The following is a 20157-nucleotide window of genomic DNA, read 5'->3' as shown; positions in this document are numbered from 1 at the left end:
TAATGCCTATCTACACTGACTAGTAAATTTAAAATTATTATTTTAGGTAGGTTAATATATTGTCATTTACAATCGTAAACTACTTCAAGTAAAATTTTATTGTCCTTTTAAATCCAGAAATTACGTCATATTTCGGCCTCCATCCAAGAGATCGTAATTTAGTTGTATCTGGAACAATACGATTTATTTTGCTTAAAATATAGTTGTTGTCATTATTTGAGATTATAACTCTTGAATTATTATTACTTGATAATTTGTTCACCAAAAAAGCCAAATCACGAATATTCATTTCACATCTTTCGTTTCCAACATTATATGCTTGTCCTATATGACCACAAAGCAAAACTTTGAAAATAGCATGAACTGCATCAGATAGATAACAAAAAGTACGTATGGCTGAACCATCACTTTTCATATCTATATTTTTCCCCTGAACAGCACAGCTTACAAAATCAGCAAAGACTCGACCATCATTTAGATCCATTCCCGGCCCATATGTATGAAATATTCTTACAATTTTGCATGGAACCGAATATTGCTCCCCCCATGAAATACACATTGTCTCGCCCATTCTCTTGCTTTCAGCATAACAAGCACGTAACTCACTGCAATCTAGTGAGCCAAAATCATTTTCTAAGACATATTGAATATCTTTACTTAGATTTCCATAAACTTCAGCGCTACTAAAAAAAATACTCCCTCAATGCTTTGGATATTACGTCGAGCAAACTCAAGTATATTATAAGTTCCTTTTGTATTTGCTAAAAGAGTTCCTACAGGGTCTGTCTTATAGTATTTTTAGCTGGCTTGGCTAGCCGCATGCATAATGTAGTTAACTGTAGTATCTATTTTAATTTCTTATGTAACATCTTGGCAGATGAAGTTTAACCAACCAGTATTTAAAAGATGACTAAACCTCTTTTTAGCTTTTATTTAATTTCTGGCTAATGCATACACTTTAATGTTTAGATCATGGTTTTTATTTAATACGGCAATAGTTTCAACCATATAAGCAGGAATAAAGCCGCTTGCTCCTGTAATTAATATAACTTTGTTTTTTTAATGTCATCAAATCTTGGCATGAGCTAATGATATCATTTACATCCTGAGAAATTATTTCTTTATTTATTTATTATTGTCTATCATGTCATTAATTCTATCTATATATAAATGCCGCAATACACATTTCTGAAATATACTCATCAGTATACGGCACACCTAATCTCTAACACATATAAAGGCAAAAGAAGATACTATACCTATCTAATTACCTTTAATCACACCATGATTGTAATACTTACGGAATAATAAATAGCACCATGGTAATGATACGAAAATCATTATAGAACCATAGCTTGCAATAGTAGCAAATGAACTAATTTGCGAAAATATATAAATAAGTGGAAGCGCTATAAAACCAGTTGATAATGAATTCCATATCATAGGTTCTTCCTTATGACACCTCATATAAGCCGCCATTGAAAATATTGCATGATTAGCCAGAGAAATAGTAAATAGCAATACTATAACTTCAATGCTGGCAACTCTGCTCACTATATCGATACTATATGTTTTCAGTAAAAGAACGAAAATCAAGAATGAAATAGAAATCAAAAAATTCAATATTCCTGATTTCATTATTAAGGATATAAATAATTTATTCAATTCTATCTTTTTATTTTCTGCGATCAATCTAGCCATTGTTGGACTTTTGGCTGTAACCCAACTCATTGATAGAGATAACATTGCACTAAATATTGCCAATGTTAAACCTATTCTTCCTGCCTCAATTGCACCTTGATGTGCAAATAGCATTGGATTAAATAATTGAAAAATGAAATAGCCACTTAACCAGCTTAAAGCGATTCTCCATTGGAAGGGAAAAATTTCTTTATACCAAGATATCTTTTCATTAAAAATAAAATTGCCAGAACCGGGTCTAAATAATAACCTGCCATATTTCTTTAATATTAGAATTGTCGAGAATAGCGCCGCGGCTCCCGTAATAGCGGGTATAGCTATAAGTCCTAACTTACATATAAGTAATATTGAAAGAACGGAATAGCCAACTATCGATTGTATTAACCTTATCGTAGCTACTTGACCAACAAAGCCCATTCCTTCCAATACAGCTAAAAATGGACTAATAAAGAGATTTATCGAGGAAAAGAAAACTAGCAGTGCCCAGCCAGGTAACCAATCATGAACAGCCAAGCTCCCATTATGTTTAAAGAAATAAAATCCTGCAAAAAAAACGGCCACAAAGAAAGCCAATGAAATAACTGTATACCATCTCTTTAATAATGAGATAAGTGAGTAAATGCGACTGATGCTATTACTATTTCCTTCAAGGCTTCCACTATTATTAATAGTGACATGAGCCATTTCATGACCGATAAACTGGACAACTACATAATTAAATCCGAGTTCAAAAAACACCTGCATCGCAATTAAGCTTGCAAAGGTAAAAAAATAGCCTTGTTCAGGCGCCGTCAGATAAAGTGGAATTAATACTATTAATATACCACCGGCAGCAATAGTCCATAATCTAAGTAATAAAGTAACTCCAACATGGTAATCAATTGAAGTTTTTTCTGATATTTTAGATGCTAGGGTTTGACTATTTTTCATATTATTTAAAATAAAATCACTTTTATAAATTCATTTAAGGATAACAATTGCGCACATTAGATAGATATTAGAACAACCATCGGCTTTGTTGAATAAATCGAACTTTTACTGAGTTAAAGGATCAGATCACGCATCATCCGGCAACACTGGTCGTCCCATGACAAAGCAGAAGTTTAAAGTCACTAACTGGCGCAACTACAACAAGGCCCTCATCAACCGCGGCTCCGTCACTTTCTGGCTTGATGACGAGGCTATTCAGGCCTGGTATGAGCCCGCCACACACACATCGCGGGGACGGCCTCAGCACTATTCTGATCTCGCCATCACCACTGTCCTGGTCGTTAAACGTGTATTCCGCCTGACCCTGCGAGCCGCACAGGGCTTTATTGATTCCATTTTTGCCATGATGGATGTTCCTCTTCGCTGTCCGGATTACACCAGTGTCAGCAAGCGGGCAAAGTCGGTTAATGTCAGTTTTAAAACGCCCACCCGGGGTGAAATTGCGCATCTGGTTATCGACACCACCGGCTTAAAAGTCTTCGGTGAGGGGGAGTGGAAAGTCAAAAAGCACGGCAAAGAGCGCCGTCGTATCTGGCGAAAACTGCATCTGGCTGTTGATGCGAGTACGCATGAAGTCATCTGCGCGGACCTGTCGCTGAACAACGTCACGGACGCTGAAGCTTTCCCGGGACTTATCCGGCAGACCCACCGAAAAATCAGGTCAGCGGCGGCGGACGGAGCTTACGATACACGGCGATGTCATGACGAACTACGTCGCAAGAAAATCAGCGCGCTCATTCCTCCCCGGAAGGGAGCTGGCTACTGGTCAGGTGAGTATGCAGACCGTAATCGTGCTGTTGCGAATCAACGGCTGAGCGGGAGCAATGCACGGTGGAAATGGACAACAGATTACAACCGTCGGTCGATAGCGGAAACGGCGATGTACAGTATAAAGCAGTTGTTCGGTGGTTCGCTGACGTTGCGTGACTACGATGGTCAGGTTGCAGAGGCTTTGGCCATGGTGCGTGCGCTGAACAAAATGACGAAGGCAGGCATGCCAGAAAGCGTGCGTATTATCTGACAACTGCAACCGGCTACGAAGATGCTTGCCCAAAATCTGATTTATTCAACAAAGCCTGTTGGTGGTAAACGCAGCGTTAAAATAGCAATATCACTGCCAATAAGTTCAATATTATCGAGTTTGCATGGATAGGTTTTTTTCGTTATATGACTTAACTCTGGATAATATTTCACATTGATTTCTATATCGCTTTTAGGCTTTGAGCAGCAGGTCAGAATTACTCTATTAGCCATATCTTCACTTGTTAGTGAAGTATTTTCACCCTGCTCTATTTCACCTGAAATTAATGTTGCCTTACAAGAACCACAGCTGCCATCTTTACAGCTATATTCAATATTAACATTATTCCCTAAAGCTGAATCTAAGATCGTTGTAGCTTCGTCAGCATCAAAAATGATCCCTGATGGCTGTAGTTTTATATTGAAAGACATATTTTAAGCCTAGCTAAATTAGATTTCATGGAAAAGTAATAATATGTTATAAGCGAATCAATTCGAACTAAAGGACTGCAAATTAGCAATTGTTAAATATCAATAGGTTATGATGATTATTCACGCTAAAAACCATGCTACCGCCCTTGGCTTACAGTAGCCAATGCACTGATGTATAACACAGACTTGTAACACTGCACATAACCTGCATTGATGTGACCTACTGGCTTGACCAAAAGGGGGGTAAATGCACTACCACACTTTCAGCTAAGCTGAAAATATAACTTATGACTATTATATATGGGCTAATTTTCTTACATATAACTCATCATTACAAGAGAAACGTTAAGCATATCATTTTTAGATGTTTCACAATGCATAGATAATTACCATTATAAAAACATAGAAATGTCGTTTCAGTATTATCTGTTTGGAAGAATAAAAAGCATTCACCTCATATTATTCAATGAGAACAATGCTAATTTAGCCATAATTATTTACCTAATATGAATAGAGCCATTCTGTGGCTATTGCCCAATGACACTACAAACACTCTCTAACTAACTGTTCTAACAGGTCTATATGCCCTACATCGTCATTTAGCGCTGGGATATATTCGAACTTCTTGCCACCCGCATGTAAGAAAATTTCTCGGTTTTGCTCTTTAATCTCCTCTAAGGTTTCCAGACAATCGGCAGAGAAGCCAGGGCAAATGACTTGAATATGTTCAACCCCCTGAGCAGGTAGGCTTTTTAATGTCTCGTCAGTATAAGGAGTGAGCCAAGGTTCACGACCAAATCGGGATTGATATGTCAACATGACCTGTTCTGGCGGTAGTGTTAGTTCTGCCCGTAACGCGCGGCTGGTATCTTCACAGCGGATCGGATAATCATCACCTAATTGGTTATAGCGCTTAGGAATACCATGAAAAGAAAGCACTAATCGGTCAGGTTTACCATGTTGTGCAAAAGCATGCTCGACGCTCTGTTTTAGCGCAGAGATATAAGCAGGATGCTCGGCATAATCACGGATAAAAGAGATTGATGGTAAGCGGCGATACCCTTTTAAAATCCGGGCAACAGCATCCCAAACCGCGGCACTGGTCGAGCAGGAGTATTGCGGATAAAGCGGCAATACCACCAACTTTGTTACCCCTTGTGCTAATAGTTTATCAATAGCATCTGGCAGATTTGGTGAGCCGTAGCTCATCCCTAACTCGACGGGAATATCTGGCATACGCGCCGCCAGCGCTTGCTGTTGCCGCCGGCTGTAGACCAACAAAGGCGAGCCATCTTCCATCCACACTGATTGATAGAGTTTAGCCACTCGAGGCGAACGAATCGGCAAAATAACACCGCGTAATAAAGGCCACCAAAGCAGTGGTGATGTATCAACCACCCTGCGGTCACTCAGGAACTCAGCCAGATAGCGTTTGACCGCTTGCGACGTAGGCGCATCTGGAGTCCCCAGATTAACCATCAGTACACCGAGCTTACTTTGCATCATCCACAAGTCCTTTGTTTGGCTTTTACGTGTATTATTCGAGCTAATTATTAAGCTTCCAACGAAATCCGTAAAATACGAAAGGCGACCTCAGGTCGCCTTCGCTATCTTACCATTCAGAACTAACCGAGAATAGTCGCCAGTTCAGCACTGACTTCTGTTACTTTACGGGTTCCGTCCAGTTTATAGTATTGCGTATTACCCGCATCAGCCTCTTTGCGGTAGTAAGAGACCAATGGTGCAGTTTGTTGATGATACTCAATCAGACGTTTACGTACGGTGGCTTCCTGATCATCTTTCCGAATGGTCAGTTCATCACCAGTCACATCATCTTTGTCTTCAACTTTAGGTGGGTTGAATTTAACGTGGTAAACACGACCTGAAGCAGCATGTACCCGACGGCCAACGATGCGTTCGACAATCAGCTCATCTGGAACATCAAATTCCAGTACATAATCAACCTTGATGCCCGCTTCTTTCATAGCATCAGCTTGAGGAATGGTACGCGGAAACCCGTCTAACAGGAAACCGTCACGACAATCGTCCTGTGTGATGCGCTCTTTTACCAATGCGATAACCAGCTCATCGGTGACCAGCTTGCCCGCATCCATAATTTCTTTCGCTTTCAGACCTAACTCAGAACCTGCTTTTACAGCGGCGCGCAACATGTCACCTGTAGAGATTTGCGGAATACCGTATTTCTCCATGATGAATTGAGCCTGAGTACCCTTACCAGCGCCCGGAGCGCCCAGCAGAATGATACGCATTGCGTAAATCCCCTTGCTATGTAGTTTTTCTATGTGTTTTTACTTAAATAAAGCGAAAATGCGGAAAACGAACAACCATACCATTTTCAGGGGGGTTGGCTCAAGGCGTGCGAGGTTGGTTAGCGAGATTGTATTAGCGGGGCTACAGCAAAATTTAAGTTTAACTTACTGAAATTGAATAAAAAAACGCCTCTGATACATTATATACCAGAGGCGTTCTATTACTTAATTAAGCCGTTAATAACTGATTCATTCTGCGAATAAACTGGTTAGGGTCATCTAGTGTTCCCCGCTCAGCTAATAGCGCTTGATCCAGTAATAACTCTACCCATTCAGCAAATTGGGCGTCGTCCGTCACATCAGCAGCTCGTTTTACCAAACCATGCTCTGGGTTCAGTTCGAAGATGTACTTCACTTCAGGTGCCTGCTGGCCCGCAGCTGCAAATAACTTCGCCATCTGCGTGCTCATCTCATCGGCATCTGTCGTGACAATCGCCGGTGTATCCGTCAGACGATGTGTCAGGCGGACATCTTTCACTCGCTCACCTAGCAGGGTTTTAACGCGTTCGATAAATGGCGCCAGTGCTTTGTCAGCTTCTTGCTGCTCTGGGCGCTCTTCATCTGCCAGTTTATCTAGCGAATCATCCGCTTTACTGACCGACTGGAAGATTTTACCTTCAAACTCAGTCAAGTAGCTCATCATCCACTCATCAATACGATCGGATAACAGTAAAACTTCAATGCCTTTTTTGCGGAACAGTTCCAAATGTGGGCTATTCTTCGCCGCCGCGTAGCTGTCAGCAGTGATGTAATAGATCTTCTCCTGCCCTTCGGTCATGCGGCTGACATACTCCTCCAATGAGACGGTCTGTGCTGAGCTGTCACTGTGTGTTGAAGCAAAGCGCAGTAATTTAGCGATGGTCTCTTTATTGCTGCCGTCTTCAGCCGGCCCCTCTTTCAGCGCCATGCCAAACTGCTGCCAGAACTGCTGATATTTCTCAGCATCGTCTTTGGCCAGCTTTTCCAGCATTTGCAGCACACGTTTGGTCAACGCACTGCGCAGATTTTGAGTCACACGGCTGTCTTGCAGAATCTCGCGAGAGACGTTGAGCGGCAGGTCATTAGAGTCTATTAAGCCGCGAACAAATCGCAGGTAGTTCGGCATGAACTGTTCTGCGTCATCCATGATAAATACGCGCTGAACGTAAAGTTTCAAGCCATGCTTGTGGTCACGATTCCACATATCCCAAGGTGCCTGCGCCGGGATATACAGCAGGCTAGTGTACTCCTGCTTACCTTCAACGCGGTTGTGGCTCCAGATTAATGGATCGGTAAAATCATGGGCGATATGTTTGTAAAATGCTTTGTATTCGTCGTCGGTGATATCTGCTTTATTGCAGGTCCACAATGCCTGAGCTTTATTGATTTTCTCCCAGGTAATAGTGCCGTCTTCTTCATTTTTACTTTGCACTTCAACCGGCAACGCAATGTGATCTGAGTATTTACTGATAACCGAGCGCAGACGCCAATCATCAAGATATTCGTCTTCACCTTCGCGCAGGTGCAGGGTAATTTCAGTACCACGATCTTCTTTGGTGATATCAGCAATGGTGTAATCACCCTCGCCTGCTGATTCCCAGAACACGCCAGCATCCGCTGGGGCACCGGCAGCACGGGTGCGTACCGTGACTTTATCGGCCACGATGAAGGCGGAATAGAAGCCGACACCAAACTGACCAATCAGTTGGCTATCTTTGGCTTGATCTGAACCAATAGATTCAAGAAATGCTTTGGTCCCTGACTTCGCGATAGTACCAAGATTATCGATCACTTCTTCACGGCCCATACCGATGCCGTTATCACTTAGGGTCAAAGTACGTTTTTCTTTATCAAAAGATAGACGTACACGCAGCTCGCCGTCGCCTTCAAACAATTCAGGATTAGACAGCGCGCGAAAACGCAATTTATCTGCCGCATCAGAGGCATTGGAGATCAGCTCGCGCAAGAAAATTTCTTTATTAGAATAGAGCGAGTGAATCATCAAATGAAGAAGTTGCTTTACTTCAGACTGGAATCCACGGGTTTCTTGACCTTTCATACTCATTAATTACCTCAATCCAAATTACCGATAGGTACAAAATTGAACAATGAGAATTAGATGGGGCCGACAGGAGAAGGATTCAAGTCTCAACGCAGAAAAAACAGAGGATGAGGGGCGATAAGTTAATGATCACGAATAAAATTATTCAGATGTTAATCAATAGCAAACCCATCGCCCACATGATGATATGGGTTTAATACTTAATGGGATGACGCCCGGCTAACGAATGAGATAGGGTCGTACCATCAACCATTTCCAGCTCCCCCCCCACAGGTACGCCATGTGCAATACGGCTGGCTAATACCCCATATTGACCACACATCTGACCAATATAGTTGGCAGTGGCATCCCCCTCAACTGTCGGGTTGGTTGCCAGAATAACCTCAGTAATGGTTTCAGATTCAAGCCGTTTTTCGAGCAAATCTAAACCAATATCACCAGGGCCAATACCATCCATCGGGGATAAATGCCCCATCAGTACAAAATAGCGCCCGCCAAACTGGCCGGTTTGCTCAATTGCATGGATATCCGCAGGGCTTTCGACCACACAGATTTGGCCATTTTGCTGACGGCGGGGATTGGCGCAAATGGTGCAACGCTCTTGCTCGGTAAATGTACGGCAATCAGCACAGTGGCCGATTTCGGACATCGCTCGGGTCAATGATTGTGCCAGGCGCATCCCACCGCTACGATCACGTTGTAGCAGTTGGAATGCCATCCGTTGCGCTGATTTCGGGCCAACACCCGGCAAGCAGCGCAACGCCTCCATTAATGATTCAAGGAGTGGACTGGTTTGCATCAGAACGGCATCTTAAAGCCTGGTGGCAGCTGCATACCACTGGATACAGAGGCCATTTTCTCTTTTTGCGTTTCATCGATACGGCGAGCAGCATCGTTCAATGCGGCAGCAATCAAGTCTTCCAGCATCTCTTTATCATCTTCAACCAACAGGCTTGGGTCGATTTCAACCCGGCGGCAGTTATGCGCCCCATTAATGGTCACTTTTACCAAGCCCGCGCCAGATTCACCGGTAACTTCTAATTTGGCGACTTCTTCCTGCATCTGCTGCATTTTTTCCTGCATCTGCTGGGCTTGTTTCATTAAATTGCCAATACCGCCTTTACCAAACATAGTCATCTCTCATCGCAAGGGGCCGCGTCAGTGCACCATGCACTTATCGCAGCGGTTAAACTGGCCGGATACTCTCTTCATCCAGTTCGGCGTCGAAGAAACGACGCAGTGTCTGAATATTATTATCCGCAATAATTGACTGACGCGCTTGCGCCAGTTTCTCTTCATAAATGGCCTGCCGCCACTCCAACGGGGTAAGCTCCGCTGGATTATCATCTTCGACAACGCTAAGTGTAACAGCGTTACCTTGTAATTCACTCAGTGCCTCCGCCAACGCCTTTTGCGCCGATGGCGAATTTAAGTGGCGCTGAGCAGAACGCAGGTGAAGGCAAATATTACCTGGTTCTATTTCTTCTTTAAATGCATTCAGCGCAAGCTGCTGCACCAATTTAGGAATTTGTAGCTTATCTATCTCAGCCGCCCAGAGGTCTCGCGCCATCGCCTCTTCGGCTAATTTCGCCGAAAGCTCTGGCGTTTTTTCATGTTCCAGCGCCGAACGCATCGCTTTCGGTGTGGCTATAGGCTCAACTGAGACTTCAGGCTGATTCTGTGCAGTCCAGCGGTAAGCTTCTTTCTTCGCCGGTCTCTTCTCTTCCGTTGATTTGGCGGCCAGGCGCTGCTGGCTGCGCTCAGTCACTGAAGCTAAGCGCTCAAGTGCTGAGTTTGCCGGCCGCGCTTTTCCTGGCGCTGCCGGTTCACTCTTTTTTGCGGTGGTCGTCCCCGACTGTCGCAGTAACTGCGTTCGCGCTTGAAGAAGTTGCGCGGTAGAGTCGGGTAACTGAGCACTCACTGGCGCGGCAGCCCCGAGTGGCGGGGCATCTTGCTGCGGTTCAGCTTGAACAGTTTGCCTATGTTGATCGCGCTGAAGGGCTGGCGTACTGTTATCCATGGCGGCCATCGGCGTCGTGGCGGGCATGATCTGGGGTTCAGCGATGACTGCTTTAGGGTGAAAAGCCAGCGCCCGCAATAGGGTCATTTCAACCCCCATGCGGCGATCCGGTGCGTAGGCCAGCTCTTTGCGGCCCACCAGCAGGGTTTGATAATAGAGCTGAATATCCGCAGGCGGTAATGTGCGGGCCAGTTCGCGTAAACGTGGTTCGATCGTCGCGTAATGATTATCCAGCATAGAGGGTAGCAACTGCACCATCGCAATGCGGTGCAGTAAACTTAAGGTTTCAACCAGTAAGTTTTCCCAATCGACACCACGTGATGCTCCTTGCTCTACCTGCGCCATCACCCGCGCACCATCGGCACTGACCAAAGCTTCAATTATCGCCAGTGGTTGCTCATCATCCAGCGTGCCAAGCATTTGACTGACAGTAGCTGTCGTAATGCTCCCATCACCCATCGCAATGGCTTGATCCGTCAGACTAAGGGCATCACGCATACTGCCATCGGCAGCCCGCGCCAGTAATTGTAGTGCGCGTGCATCACTGCTGATTTGCTCGACCTGCAAGATCTTTTCGAGCAGTGCACGGATAACTTCAACATCGATCACTTTGAGGTGGAATTGCAGACAGCGGGAGAGGATAGTCACCGGCAACTTCTGCGGATCCGTGGTCGCCAGCAGGAATTTCACATGTGCTGGCGGCTCCTCAAGGGTTTTTAGCAGCGCATTAAAACTGTGGCGCGACAACATGTGCACTTCATCGATCAAGTAGACCTTGAAGCGGCCACGGGCTGGGGCATATTGCACATTATCCAGCAGCTCTCGGGTATCTTCTACTTTCGTCCGCGAGGCGGCATCTATCTCAATCAGATCAACAAAACGGCCCTGTTCGATCTCGAGGCAGTTAGCGCAAATGCCGCACGGCGTGGCGGTAATACCCGTTTCGCAATTAAGGCCCTTGGCTAATAGCCGAGCGATAGAGGTCTTGCCAACACCACGGGTGCCGGAGAACAGATAGGCGTGATGAATGCGCCCTAACGAAAGGCTATTGGCTAGCGCCGTCAGAACATGCTGCTGACCAACGACGTCTGCAAAGGTTTGGGGGCGCCACTTACGGGCAAGGGCCTGATAGCTCATTAATACCGGAGAAGTTGGATAATCTAGAGGGCCATGCTAACACAGCCTCGCCACTCACGGCGAGGCTGATATTTTCAGTACAATCAATGGCCACTGAAGGAGACCAGACTGTAGCAAGTAATCCCTTGCTGAGTGAGACGAGCTTCGCCACCCAGTTCAGGCAAATCAATGACAAACGCCGCGTCAGTCACTTCACCACCCAGACGACGAATCAATTTAACCGTCGCTTCAATCGTTCCGCCGGTAGCCAGCAAATCATCAATTACCAAGACCTTATCGTCTGGCTGAATACTGTCGGTGTGGATCTCGAGTTTATCGGTGCCATATTCCAACTCATAACTTTCGCTGATGGTTTCACGTGGTAACTTGCCCGGCTTGCGCACAGGGACGAAGCCAACACCCAGAGCCAAAGCCACTGGCGCACCAAACAAAAAGCCGCGGGCCTCAGTACCCACTACTTTGGTCACGCCTTTATCCAGATAGCGCTCAACCAGCATTTCAATGCTAGAGGCATAGGCTAATGGATCTTCCAGCAAGCTGGTCACATCACGGAACAGTATTCCCGCTTTTGGATAATCGGGGATGGTTTTAATACTGTCTTTAATATATTTAAGCTGTTGTGCTGTATTCGGTGCAGTAGCGGTCATAATTTGTGCCTGATAAAACTGCTGTACATACTAAAGCGCGGCCAACCAATGCGAATGTCGCATCAGCGGAGTAACTTATTCTATCTAGCGATGATGCCCCGATAGTGCAAGTTACCGCATCCTTAACCCTAAGGACGTAACGAGGACTCACCCCGCGCACGAAAACGCTCAAATCTATGCAAACTGATACTAAATTGCAACTAGTGTGAACTACTCAGCGCTTATTTTGTTGCGATAGGTCAATAACTGGCATTCGTAACATAAAGGTCAGCAATACCGTTAATATGATGAGCAATAAGCCCCTAACCCACCAAATTTTCACCCACCAAAGTGAGAGGGCAAAAGTGAGCACGGTGACCAAAATAGCTTTCCACTTAACACCTTGCGGCAATGCACCATGCTGCTGCCAGGTACGGATGTAACTACCAAACCATGAGCGATAGAGTAACCAGTGATGAAAACGGGGGGAGGATCGCGCAAAACACCACGCAGCCAGTAGCAGAAATGGTGTAGTGGGTAGCAGAGGAAGCACCACACCCAGGGTTGCCAATACCACCGCCAGCCACCCTAATATTATTAATAGCCAACGAGACATACACTCCCTTTACTTACACTATAGTGCTCATCAAATGGCTTATCATTAACCCATGCACTGGCTATCATCAACAGATATTCTTACCATTATTAGCCCAGTATCTGTATACCCCACTTATTTAACCGCCCTCTTGCTTGTAACTACAACCATTCGAAGGCAAGCTGGCGGGAAAATGTCCAGGAGCTGCGCCATGAGTACAGAAAAATTATTGCAGGTGCTTGAAAGCCAAATTGAAGCATTGTCGACTCAGGTTGGCCCTCAAGCTAATACTCCCTCCCAACAGGCCCGCTTTGATCTGAATCTATTTGCTAACCATGGTAACCGTTTTCGCGACTATCTACAGGAAGTGCGCAAAAACATGGCGCAGTTGAAACAAGTGGTTGCCGAGAATCGTCCCCAGCAAGTCGCCTTTCTGGCTGAGAAATTGGTCGCACAGATCTCAGCGCTACAAAGAGAGTTGGCCACTCAAAAACTAAGGAGATCTAATCCTGAACCGCGGGATAGTAAATTGGACCCTTATCATAAGTTGGCTGAGCATCAAGATTATGAGCGGCGTATACTGGCCATGATTCAGGATAGAGAGAGTCAACTGGGCCGACAAAGTCTGCTCTCTGAGCAGCAAAAGATACAAAAGGAGCTGGCAGCACTGGAGGGTCGTTTAATGCGTTGCCGACAAGCGCTGATCAAAATAGAGCGCAGTATTGAGAAAAAAGAGAACGGTTTTTGAATATTTGTCACATTTTTTGAATCGTCAGGGTTCCGACAGCCAATAGTTTTCTATAATGTTTTTATACCATCGCCGCTCCAGGTGCAGGTGTGTTGGCTCTGCTCAATCCCCCGAACAACTTACTGATGTAAGCTCATTGGGATCCCCCGGTTGCCGCCTTTCTGCATCTTGGAACCTTTTGGCGAATGGATTGAATCAAGTCAGGTGGAAGTTTGCAGTGAAGCAACCTATTACCCGGCTTTCCTCATTAAACTGAAAACCAAGTGTTGGTCACATTATGTCAGTTGAAAAAGCCTCACCAGAACTGCAACTGGCAGTAGATCTTATCTATCTGCTAGAGTGCAATGAAATCGCGCCAGAAACAGCACTGAAGGCGCTAGAGATAGTACAGCTGGATTACCAGCGTAAGCTCCGCCGCCAAACCTCAGATTGAAATCTATAGGGTATAAATAATTTACCCTATAGATAATCCTGAGTTATTACCTATCCCCAATTTGCTAAATGGCCTCAAGCGAGCGGCTTATTGATATCCGGTAAGTCAGGCTTCGTATCTCCCAGATCAGATTGCGCAGCAGGTAAGCCTTTGGTTTCAAGCGGGCGGTTCACCTCCTGAAGTTGAGTACCATCCGGTTTATGCAAGTACACTTCCAACTGGTTAAAGGCGATATTAATGTCATTCTCGCGACATAATTTATCAATCGCCCTATTCAATTCATCCACTGTATAGCTACGGTCCCGCAGTTCACGGACATACAAACGCAACTCGTGATCAAGGGTACTGGCACCAAAATCCAGGAAGAATACCTGTGGTTCAGGATCACTCATTACCCGTGGGTTCTCATGAGCAGCTTGTAACAGCACCTCTTTCACTTTTGCTAAATCAGAGCCGTACGCGACGCCAACTTTAATAATAATGCGGGTGATCGTATCTGACAGTGACCAGTTGATCAGCCGCTCAGTGACGAACGCCTTGTTCGGAATAATCACTTCCTTGCGGTCAAAATCGGTAATTGTTGTTGCACGAATCCGTATTTTGCTGACATTACCCGAGAAGGTGCCAATAGTGATGGTATCGCCGATACGTACGGGGCGTTCGAACAGAATAATCAAGCCGGAGACGAAGTTGGCAAAGATCTCCTGCAAACCAAACCCCAGACCAACCGAGAGCGCCGCCACCAGCCATTGCAATTTATCCCACGAAACCCCAAGTGAACTTAGGGCGGTTATCCCACCAATGGCGGTAATCAGGTAGGTCAGGATGGTGGTGATGGCGTAAGAGGTGCCTTGGCGTAGTTGTAGCCGCGACAGCACCACCACTTCAAGCAAACCGGGGAGGTTGCGCGTCAGAATATAGGAGACGACCAGTGCCATTAAGGCCACCAGCATATTCCCCAATGTCACCGCCTGCGTCACGCTCGCACCCGCGACTGTTGTGCTGTAATGCCACAAAGAGATACTGTCCAGATAGGAGATAACCGTGATCAGGTCAGCCCAGATCCAGTAGAAGCAGGTGGCGAAAATCAGGAACAGTGCCATGGTGGTCAAACGCAATGACTGTTGGTTAATTTGATCCAGTGCCAGCGGTGGCTCCTCGACTGGCTCCCCGCCTTCAGCCCCCTCTTTCACCAAACTTTGCCGCCGTGCAATCGCCCGACGATAAGCCAGACGCCGCGCCGCGACCCCTAAGCCACGAATCGCCGTCAGATAAACAATGTTCCACAGGAATAGTAAGTACAGGCTGTCAATCCAGCGCCCCGCCAGTTGTAGCGTCGTATAGAAATAGCCAGCAACCATTAATCCAATCAATATGATAGGGGTTACAGCCACTGCGGTAACAATCACTAATCGTACCGCATGGGAGTCTTTCTCCCGCCAGCTATCCCGGCAGAATGGAAAGACAAATAGCGCCAGCAGGGCCAACGCTATCACTATAACAACCTGCCCAATGACATCATCGACCAGCCGAAGTGGGCTTTTCTGCCCCAATGCAGACCAGAAGATGACCGGTAATAAAGCCGCCCCCAAGCGCACCATTTGCCGGCGATAATGTGCACATCTATCGGCCGAGATCATAAAGTGCCGCTCAGTGATCCCCCCCGGAGATAACATGCGATAAGTCAGGTCGAATATCAGCCAGAACAGTGCCAGATGTTGGAAGAAGCTCCAAAATAACTCACTGAGATTAAACTCTGAACGCAGGCACCAGTAGCCGATACCTAAGATAATTAAGCTACCCGGTAACACTTTCAGCAAGGTAAGCATGATGGCATTGGGTGTGTGCATTTGGCTATCGTGCTTTAATTGCCCGACATCGGCGGCAAGCCTATCCAGATGTTTATTAATGATTTTATAGCGTGATCGGATCACCCCCGCCACAATCAGAATAGGTATCAGAAATACCAGTGATTTGATCAGACCAGCCACCACATCCCCCAGAGACAGGGTAAAGTGGAAATTGCTCAGTTCAGCTTTAAGCGCTCCCGGTAAGGCTTTCAGCCAAGACCAATCCATCGGTTTGTTGCTACTAACCCAAAAAATCTGCTGTGTCAGGGTATGTTGTAATGACTCATTGACGCTGAGTAGCTGCTGTTGGTTGATTTGCAGATTAATGGCCAGTGTCAGTTGGTTACCCAACTGCTTATTCAATTGGTCTAACAGTTCACGGCGAATATCAACAATTTGCCCGAGAGCATCTTCCACATCAGGGCTAATCTTCTCTTTGCTATCGCTCATCAGGGTTTGGATATAGTCATCCCCCTGGAATAGCTGGTCACGCTGCTGATTAATTTCAAATTGCTCGAGCCGCAAGTCAGCAATACGTGACGTCATATTGGTAATTAAGCCGGACGCCGGTAAATTGAGTTGCTGCTGGTAGAGAATACGCGAAAGCAGCAGGCTGCCACGTAATACGGTGATTTGCTCTTTTAAATTACGCTCAGATTGCAGGGCGCGGTCTAGCCAATTTTTAACCCTGATATTCTGTTGTACCAGCGTGTTGCCCTCTTTCGTAGCATTAATCAGCCGCTGACTCAGCTCTTTATTAATCGCCAGTTCACGGCTGACTAACGGGTCATTTTGGATGTCCGCTGCATCATTGGGTGCTTGCGCCTCTTTGGCTGTTTTCTCTGAGAGAATTAACCGCTTACCGCTGACCACCTCTTGCAATATCTGGACATAACGCTCCAGTTGGTTAATGTGCGCAGTGGTATAATCCCGCTGTTTTTGCAGCAAATCTTGCAAAGTGGTATTGGCTTCCAGACTTTTACGCTGCAAATCCAGTTGTGCATTTAGCATCACCTGCTCGGTCAATAACTCTTGCTGTTGGCTTGGGCGCAGAATGTCTTGATTTGGCGATAATCCATTGAGTTGATTGCGAATTTGCATTAAACGCATCGACGCGTTATACATCGCACTCTGCACCCGTTCCGGCTGTGTTTGCAGAGAGATAAGTTGGCTGTTATAGGCCGAGAGGTCTTCCTGCGCGGTTTGCAGATCATCCAAGGTTTCATTCAGGCGCGACTCTAACTGGCGCAATGAGTAGTTAGCCAGTGACTCACGGGTCAAGGTATCTGCTGAGCTATCTTTCAGCGAATCCAGTGCTTCAGTTGCCTGGCGTAGCTTCGTCGGCGCCTGCGCCAATTGCTGCTTAAGCTGATTAGCTTCCTGCTTGGTACGCTCAATCGTATCAAGGTATTCCAATGTTTTAGTCAGGTCTTGCTGTGCGAGTTTTTCCGCAGGTGACAATATTTTTTGTTTTGATAAGGCATCTAGCTGGCTCATCACCTCACTGCGGGTTGGTACATCAATGTTGATACTTGATGCCAGAGTGAGTGGCGATAACAGCAATGAAATTATAAGCAGAATAATCATTGTCTGGAGGCGCAAGAGAAATACAGCTGATGCCATCATGGGTAACGAGAGTGGTATGGAATATTGCTTGCGAAATCTGCTGTTCATATTTGAACTTCATTCAACAGAGAGGCTGAAATCCTATCACGTTCAGTCTCGGGTCATAATAAGAAAAGTCTTTCAGCCCGTGAATAGCTGCAATTATGCGGGCAGTTACGCATTTGTTATTGATTAGGATGTAACCGCCAGCAATGTACATTGATGAGCAGGACGTAATCCTCCTGTCATTTAGAATGTCAGCACTTTCTCGGCAGCCAAAGTCCACTGCGCCAGCTCTATCAAGGTACCAATTTCCACACCATCGACCAGTGTTAATCCACTGACACCACGGGCATCTGCGCAGGTTTTGCATAATTTAACCGGGACATTTTGTGCCGTGAGAATTTCCAGCATCTGCTGCAAATTATAACCTTCACGAGGCTGTTGCCCGTGAATACCGACAATAACTGCATCCGACATCAAGAATAGGCGTAAATCGAGATCGGTTTGTTGCTCTTTCAACGTGATGGATAAGCGCAGTGCATTAAATAATGACTCATGGCCATAAGCGGCACCATTGGCAATCACAACCAGTGAACTCATAACGCACTCCTCATATAAGCCGCTCCAGATAATCCTATACCTTGCTATTAGTCTCTTTACGCAATGAAAGGCTGTGGGCTAGCATATCTAAATAGGCATCGATTAATATCGGCGCCTCTTGTTTTATATCAAAACTTTCTGGCATAAAGAGCCAGTTTTCCATCAAACCTGTAATATAAGCTCTCATGATAATCGCAGCGCGACAAGTATCTAGATTGGCGGGCAATTGATGCGCATCAATACAACCTTGCAAAACGGCCTCAATTCGCTCATAACTAGCTAAATCAAGAACTTTACGTGCATCATGGAGTGAGGACATCTCACCGACAAACTCACATTTATGGAAGACAATTTCCATCAATGCGCGGCGTCGACAATCCTCACGAGTGGAAACAAGAACATAGATAAGTATTTCTCGTAAGATTCGGAGTGGATTATCAGGATATTTTATCTGATACTCTGATTCGAGCTGATCAATTTTAGACTCTGATAACTCCCAAATTTCGTTAAACAGGTCTACCTTATTCTTGAAGTGCCAGTAAATTGCGCCACGGGTGACACCTGCGGCGGCAGCAATATCTGTAAGCGAGGTGCCGGAAACGCCATGCGCAGAAAACTCCCGCACTGCGGCATCTAGAATTTGTTGCCGGGTCTCTTCGGCTTGCTGTTTGGTTTTTCGTGCCATAGCGTTGTTTTTTCGAGGGGGTGCGATTTACATACATTCACGAATGTATGTACCATAGCACGCACATATAATTTACGCAGCAATGGGTTTTAAAGCTTGTGATCCATTGAATTAAATTAAAAATCGGACACTTGAGGTTTATCTATGAGCAAAAACAGAGGGGTAATGCCTCTGGCTGCAATTCTGGTTCTTTCAGGCAGCTTAGTACTTATAGGATGTAATGATAAAGATGCGGCGCAAGCCCATGCTCAGCAGGCACCTGAAGTCGGCATTGTGACATTGAAAGCGGCACCACTGAATATCACAACCGAACTACCGGGCCGCACGTCCGCATTCCGTGTTGCAGAAGTTCGCCCGCAAGTTAGCGGGATTATTCTAAAACGTAACTATGTTGAAGGCAGTGACGTCACCGCCGGAACATCACTTTATCAAATTGACCCAGCCACTTATCAGGCCGCGTATGACAGCGCAAAAGGTGATTTAGCCAAAGCACAAGCTGCCGCTGAAATTGCACGCCTGACGGTGAATCGTTACAAACCATTACTGGGTACTAACTACATCAGTAAGCAAGAGTATGACCAGGCGGTATCTAGCGCTATGCAAGCTAATGCGACGGTTCTTGCCGCAAAAGCCGCGGTAGAAACTGCGCGTATTAATCTGGCATATACTCAAGTGACCTCGCCAATCAGTGGTCGTACCGGTAAATCTTCAGTGACTGAAGGTGCGCTAGTGACTAGTGGTCAGGCAACAGCACTGACCACGGTTCAGCAGCTTGATCCTATGTATGTCGATGTAACCCAATCAAGCGATGAGTTTTTGCGTCTGAAAAAAGAGCTGGCTGATGGCACGCTCAAGCAGGAAGATGGTAAAGCCAAGGTTCGTTTGTTACTGGAAAACGGTAGTGAGTACGCTGAAACCGGTACGCTGGAGTTCTCCGGTGTCACCGTGGATGAGACCACAGGTTCGATTACAATTCGTGCCATCTTCCCGAACCCGAATGAAGCCTTGCTGCCGGGGATGTTTGTCCGCGCCCGTTTGGATGAAGGTGTTAGACCTGATGCACTGTTAGTGCCTCAACAGGGTGTGACACGTAATCCGCGTGGCGAAGCAACAGCGATGGTCGTCGGTGCTGATGACAAAGTTGAATTGCGTACACTGGTTGCTAACCAGGCCATTGGTGATAAGTGGTTGGTTACTGAAGGGTTGAAAGCAGGTGATCGTCTTATTGTTTCCGGCTTGCAGAAAATCAGACCGGGCGTACAGGTAAAAGTGCAGGAAGTCACCACTCCAGCACCAAAAGCAGCCCCAGCTGATACAGCGAAGAAGTCTTAAAAGGAGCCG

16 protein-coding genes, 2 pseudogenes and 1 other annotated feature are annotated in these 20157 nt (G+C 45.8%); of the genes and pseudogenes, 4 read left to right on the top strand and 14 right to left on the bottom strand.

All coding sequences use genetic code 11. The annotated features are described in order from the left end of the window. Positions 1–79: 79 nt before the first annotated feature. Positions 80–649, bottom strand: coding sequence for an NAD-dependent epimerase/dehydratase family protein (locus HRK25_RS11485; RefSeq protein ID WP_244262481.1), 570 nt, complete (start codon positions 647–649; stop codon positions 80–82). A 614-nt stretch (positions 650–1263) separates the two neighbouring features. Further along, positions 1264–2631: an MATE family efflux transporter gene (locus HRK25_RS11480; protein WP_005279252.1), complete on the bottom strand. Its 1368-nt coding sequence runs from the start codon at positions 2629–2631 to the stop codon at positions 1264–1266. Positions 2632–2723: 92 nt separating this feature from the next. Between HRK25_RS11480 and HRK25_RS11475 the strand changes: the two are divergent. After that, a pseudogene (locus HRK25_RS11475) lies at positions 2724–3712 on the top strand (IS5 family transposase). Positions 3713–3756: 44 nt separating this feature from the next. Here the strand turns inward: HRK25_RS11475 and HRK25_RS11470 are convergent. The 9 genes and pseudogenes from HRK25_RS11470 to HRK25_RS11430 all read right to left on the bottom strand — a co-directional run. Further along, a pseudogene (locus tag HRK25_RS11470) lies at positions 3757–4143 on the bottom strand (2Fe-2S iron-sulfur cluster-binding protein); the annotation flags it as partial. Positions 4144–4686: 543 nt separating this feature from the next. Continuing rightward, positions 4687–5649, bottom strand: a complete 963-nt coding sequence (hemH, locus tag HRK25_RS11465; protein WP_005272670.1) for a ferrochelatase — start codon at positions 5647–5649, stop codon at positions 4687–4689. Positions 5650–5768: 119 nt separating this feature from the next. Further along, on the bottom strand, positions 5769–6413 hold the full coding sequence (gene adk / locus HRK25_RS11460; RefSeq protein WP_005272671.1) for an adenylate kinase: 645 nt from the start codon (positions 6411–6413) through the stop codon (positions 5769–5771). Positions 6414–6642: 229 nt separating this feature from the next. Beyond that, positions 6643–8511 (bottom strand): molecular chaperone HtpG, encoded by a 1869-nt coding sequence (htpG, locus tag HRK25_RS11455; protein WP_005272672.1) that lies wholly within the window; start codon positions 8509–8511, stop codon positions 6643–6645. A gap of 196 nt (positions 8512–8707) precedes the next feature. Further along, a complete protein-coding gene (gene recR / locus HRK25_RS11450) occupies positions 8708–9313 on the bottom strand; it encodes a recombination mediator RecR (protein WP_005272675.1) in 606 nt (201 codons plus the stop codon). After that, entirely contained in the window at positions 9313–9645 is a 333-nt protein-coding gene (locus HRK25_RS11445; protein ID WP_004718772.1) for a YbaB/EbfC family nucleoid-associated protein, read from the bottom strand. The genes recR and HRK25_RS11445 overlap by 1 nt, the downstream gene beginning before the upstream one ends. Before the next feature lie 55 nt (positions 9646–9700). Continuing rightward, on the bottom strand, positions 9701–11671 hold the full coding sequence (gene dnaX, locus HRK25_RS11440) for a DNA polymerase III subunit gamma/tau (protein WP_005272677.1): 1971 nt from the start codon (positions 11669–11671) through the stop codon (positions 9701–9703). Beyond that, positions 10307–10371, bottom strand: a sequence feature (DnaX frameshifting element). It overlaps the preceding gene by 65 nt. 83 nt (positions 11672–11754) lie before the next feature. Next, a complete protein-coding gene (apt, locus tag HRK25_RS11435; protein ID WP_005272679.1) occupies positions 11755–12318 on the bottom strand; it encodes an adenine phosphoribosyltransferase in 564 nt (187 codons plus the stop codon). Positions 12319–12532: 214 nt separating this feature from the next. Further along, positions 12533–12913 (bottom strand): DUF454 family protein, encoded by a 381-nt coding sequence (locus HRK25_RS11430; RefSeq protein WP_005272681.1) that lies wholly within the window; start codon positions 12911–12913, stop codon positions 12533–12535. A gap of 190 nt (positions 12914–13103) precedes the next feature. Here HRK25_RS11430 and priC point away from each other — a divergent pair, with 190 nt between their 5' ends. Next, complete coding sequence (gene priC, locus HRK25_RS11425) at positions 13104–13640, top strand: primosomal replication protein PriC (RefSeq protein WP_005272683.1); 537 nt, start codon at positions 13104–13106, stop codon at positions 13638–13640. Positions 13641–13917: 277 nt separating this feature from the next. After that, entirely contained in the window at positions 13918–14073 is a 156-nt protein-coding gene (gene rsmS / locus HRK25_RS11420) for a pleiotropic regulatory protein RsmS (RefSeq protein ID WP_005272684.1), read from the top strand. Between the two features lie 74 nt (positions 14074–14147). On the opposite strand, the gene mscK is transcribed toward rsmS, so the two are convergent. The 3 genes from mscK to acrR form a co-directional block, all read right to left on the bottom strand. Further along, positions 14148–17597, bottom strand: a complete 3450-nt coding sequence (gene mscK / locus HRK25_RS11415; protein ID WP_032897177.1) for a mechanosensitive channel MscK — start codon at positions 17595–17597, stop codon at positions 14148–14150. Positions 17598–17777: 180 nt separating this feature from the next. Further along, positions 17778–18131: a DsrE/DsrF/TusD sulfur relay family protein gene (locus tag HRK25_RS11410; protein ID WP_005272688.1), complete on the bottom strand. Its 354-nt coding sequence runs from the start codon at positions 18129–18131 to the stop codon at positions 17778–17780. A 34-nt stretch (positions 18132–18165) separates the two neighbouring features. Continuing rightward, positions 18166–18816 carry a multidrug efflux transporter transcriptional repressor AcrR gene (gene acrR, locus HRK25_RS11405; RefSeq protein WP_005272689.1) on the bottom strand — a complete coding sequence of 217 codons (651 nt, stop codon included), beginning with the start codon at positions 18814–18816 and terminating at the stop codon, positions 18166–18168. A 144-nt stretch (positions 18817–18960) separates the two neighbouring features. Between acrR and acrA the strand changes: the two genes are divergently transcribed. Beyond that, positions 18961–20148, top strand: a complete 1188-nt coding sequence (acrA, locus tag HRK25_RS11400; RefSeq protein ID WP_032897179.1) for an efflux RND transporter adaptor subunit AcrA — start codon at positions 18961–18963, stop codon at positions 20146–20148. Positions 20149–20157: the final 9 nt, after the last annotated feature.

Origin of the sequence: Yersinia bercovieri ATCC 43970 (assembly GCF_013282745.1) — a bacterium.
GTDB lineage: Bacteria > Pseudomonadota > Gammaproteobacteria > Enterobacterales > Enterobacteriaceae > Yersinia > Yersinia bercovieri.
The sequence above is the reverse complement of the archived record's forward strand: the minus strand, read 5'-3'. Positions and strand labels throughout refer to the sequence as shown.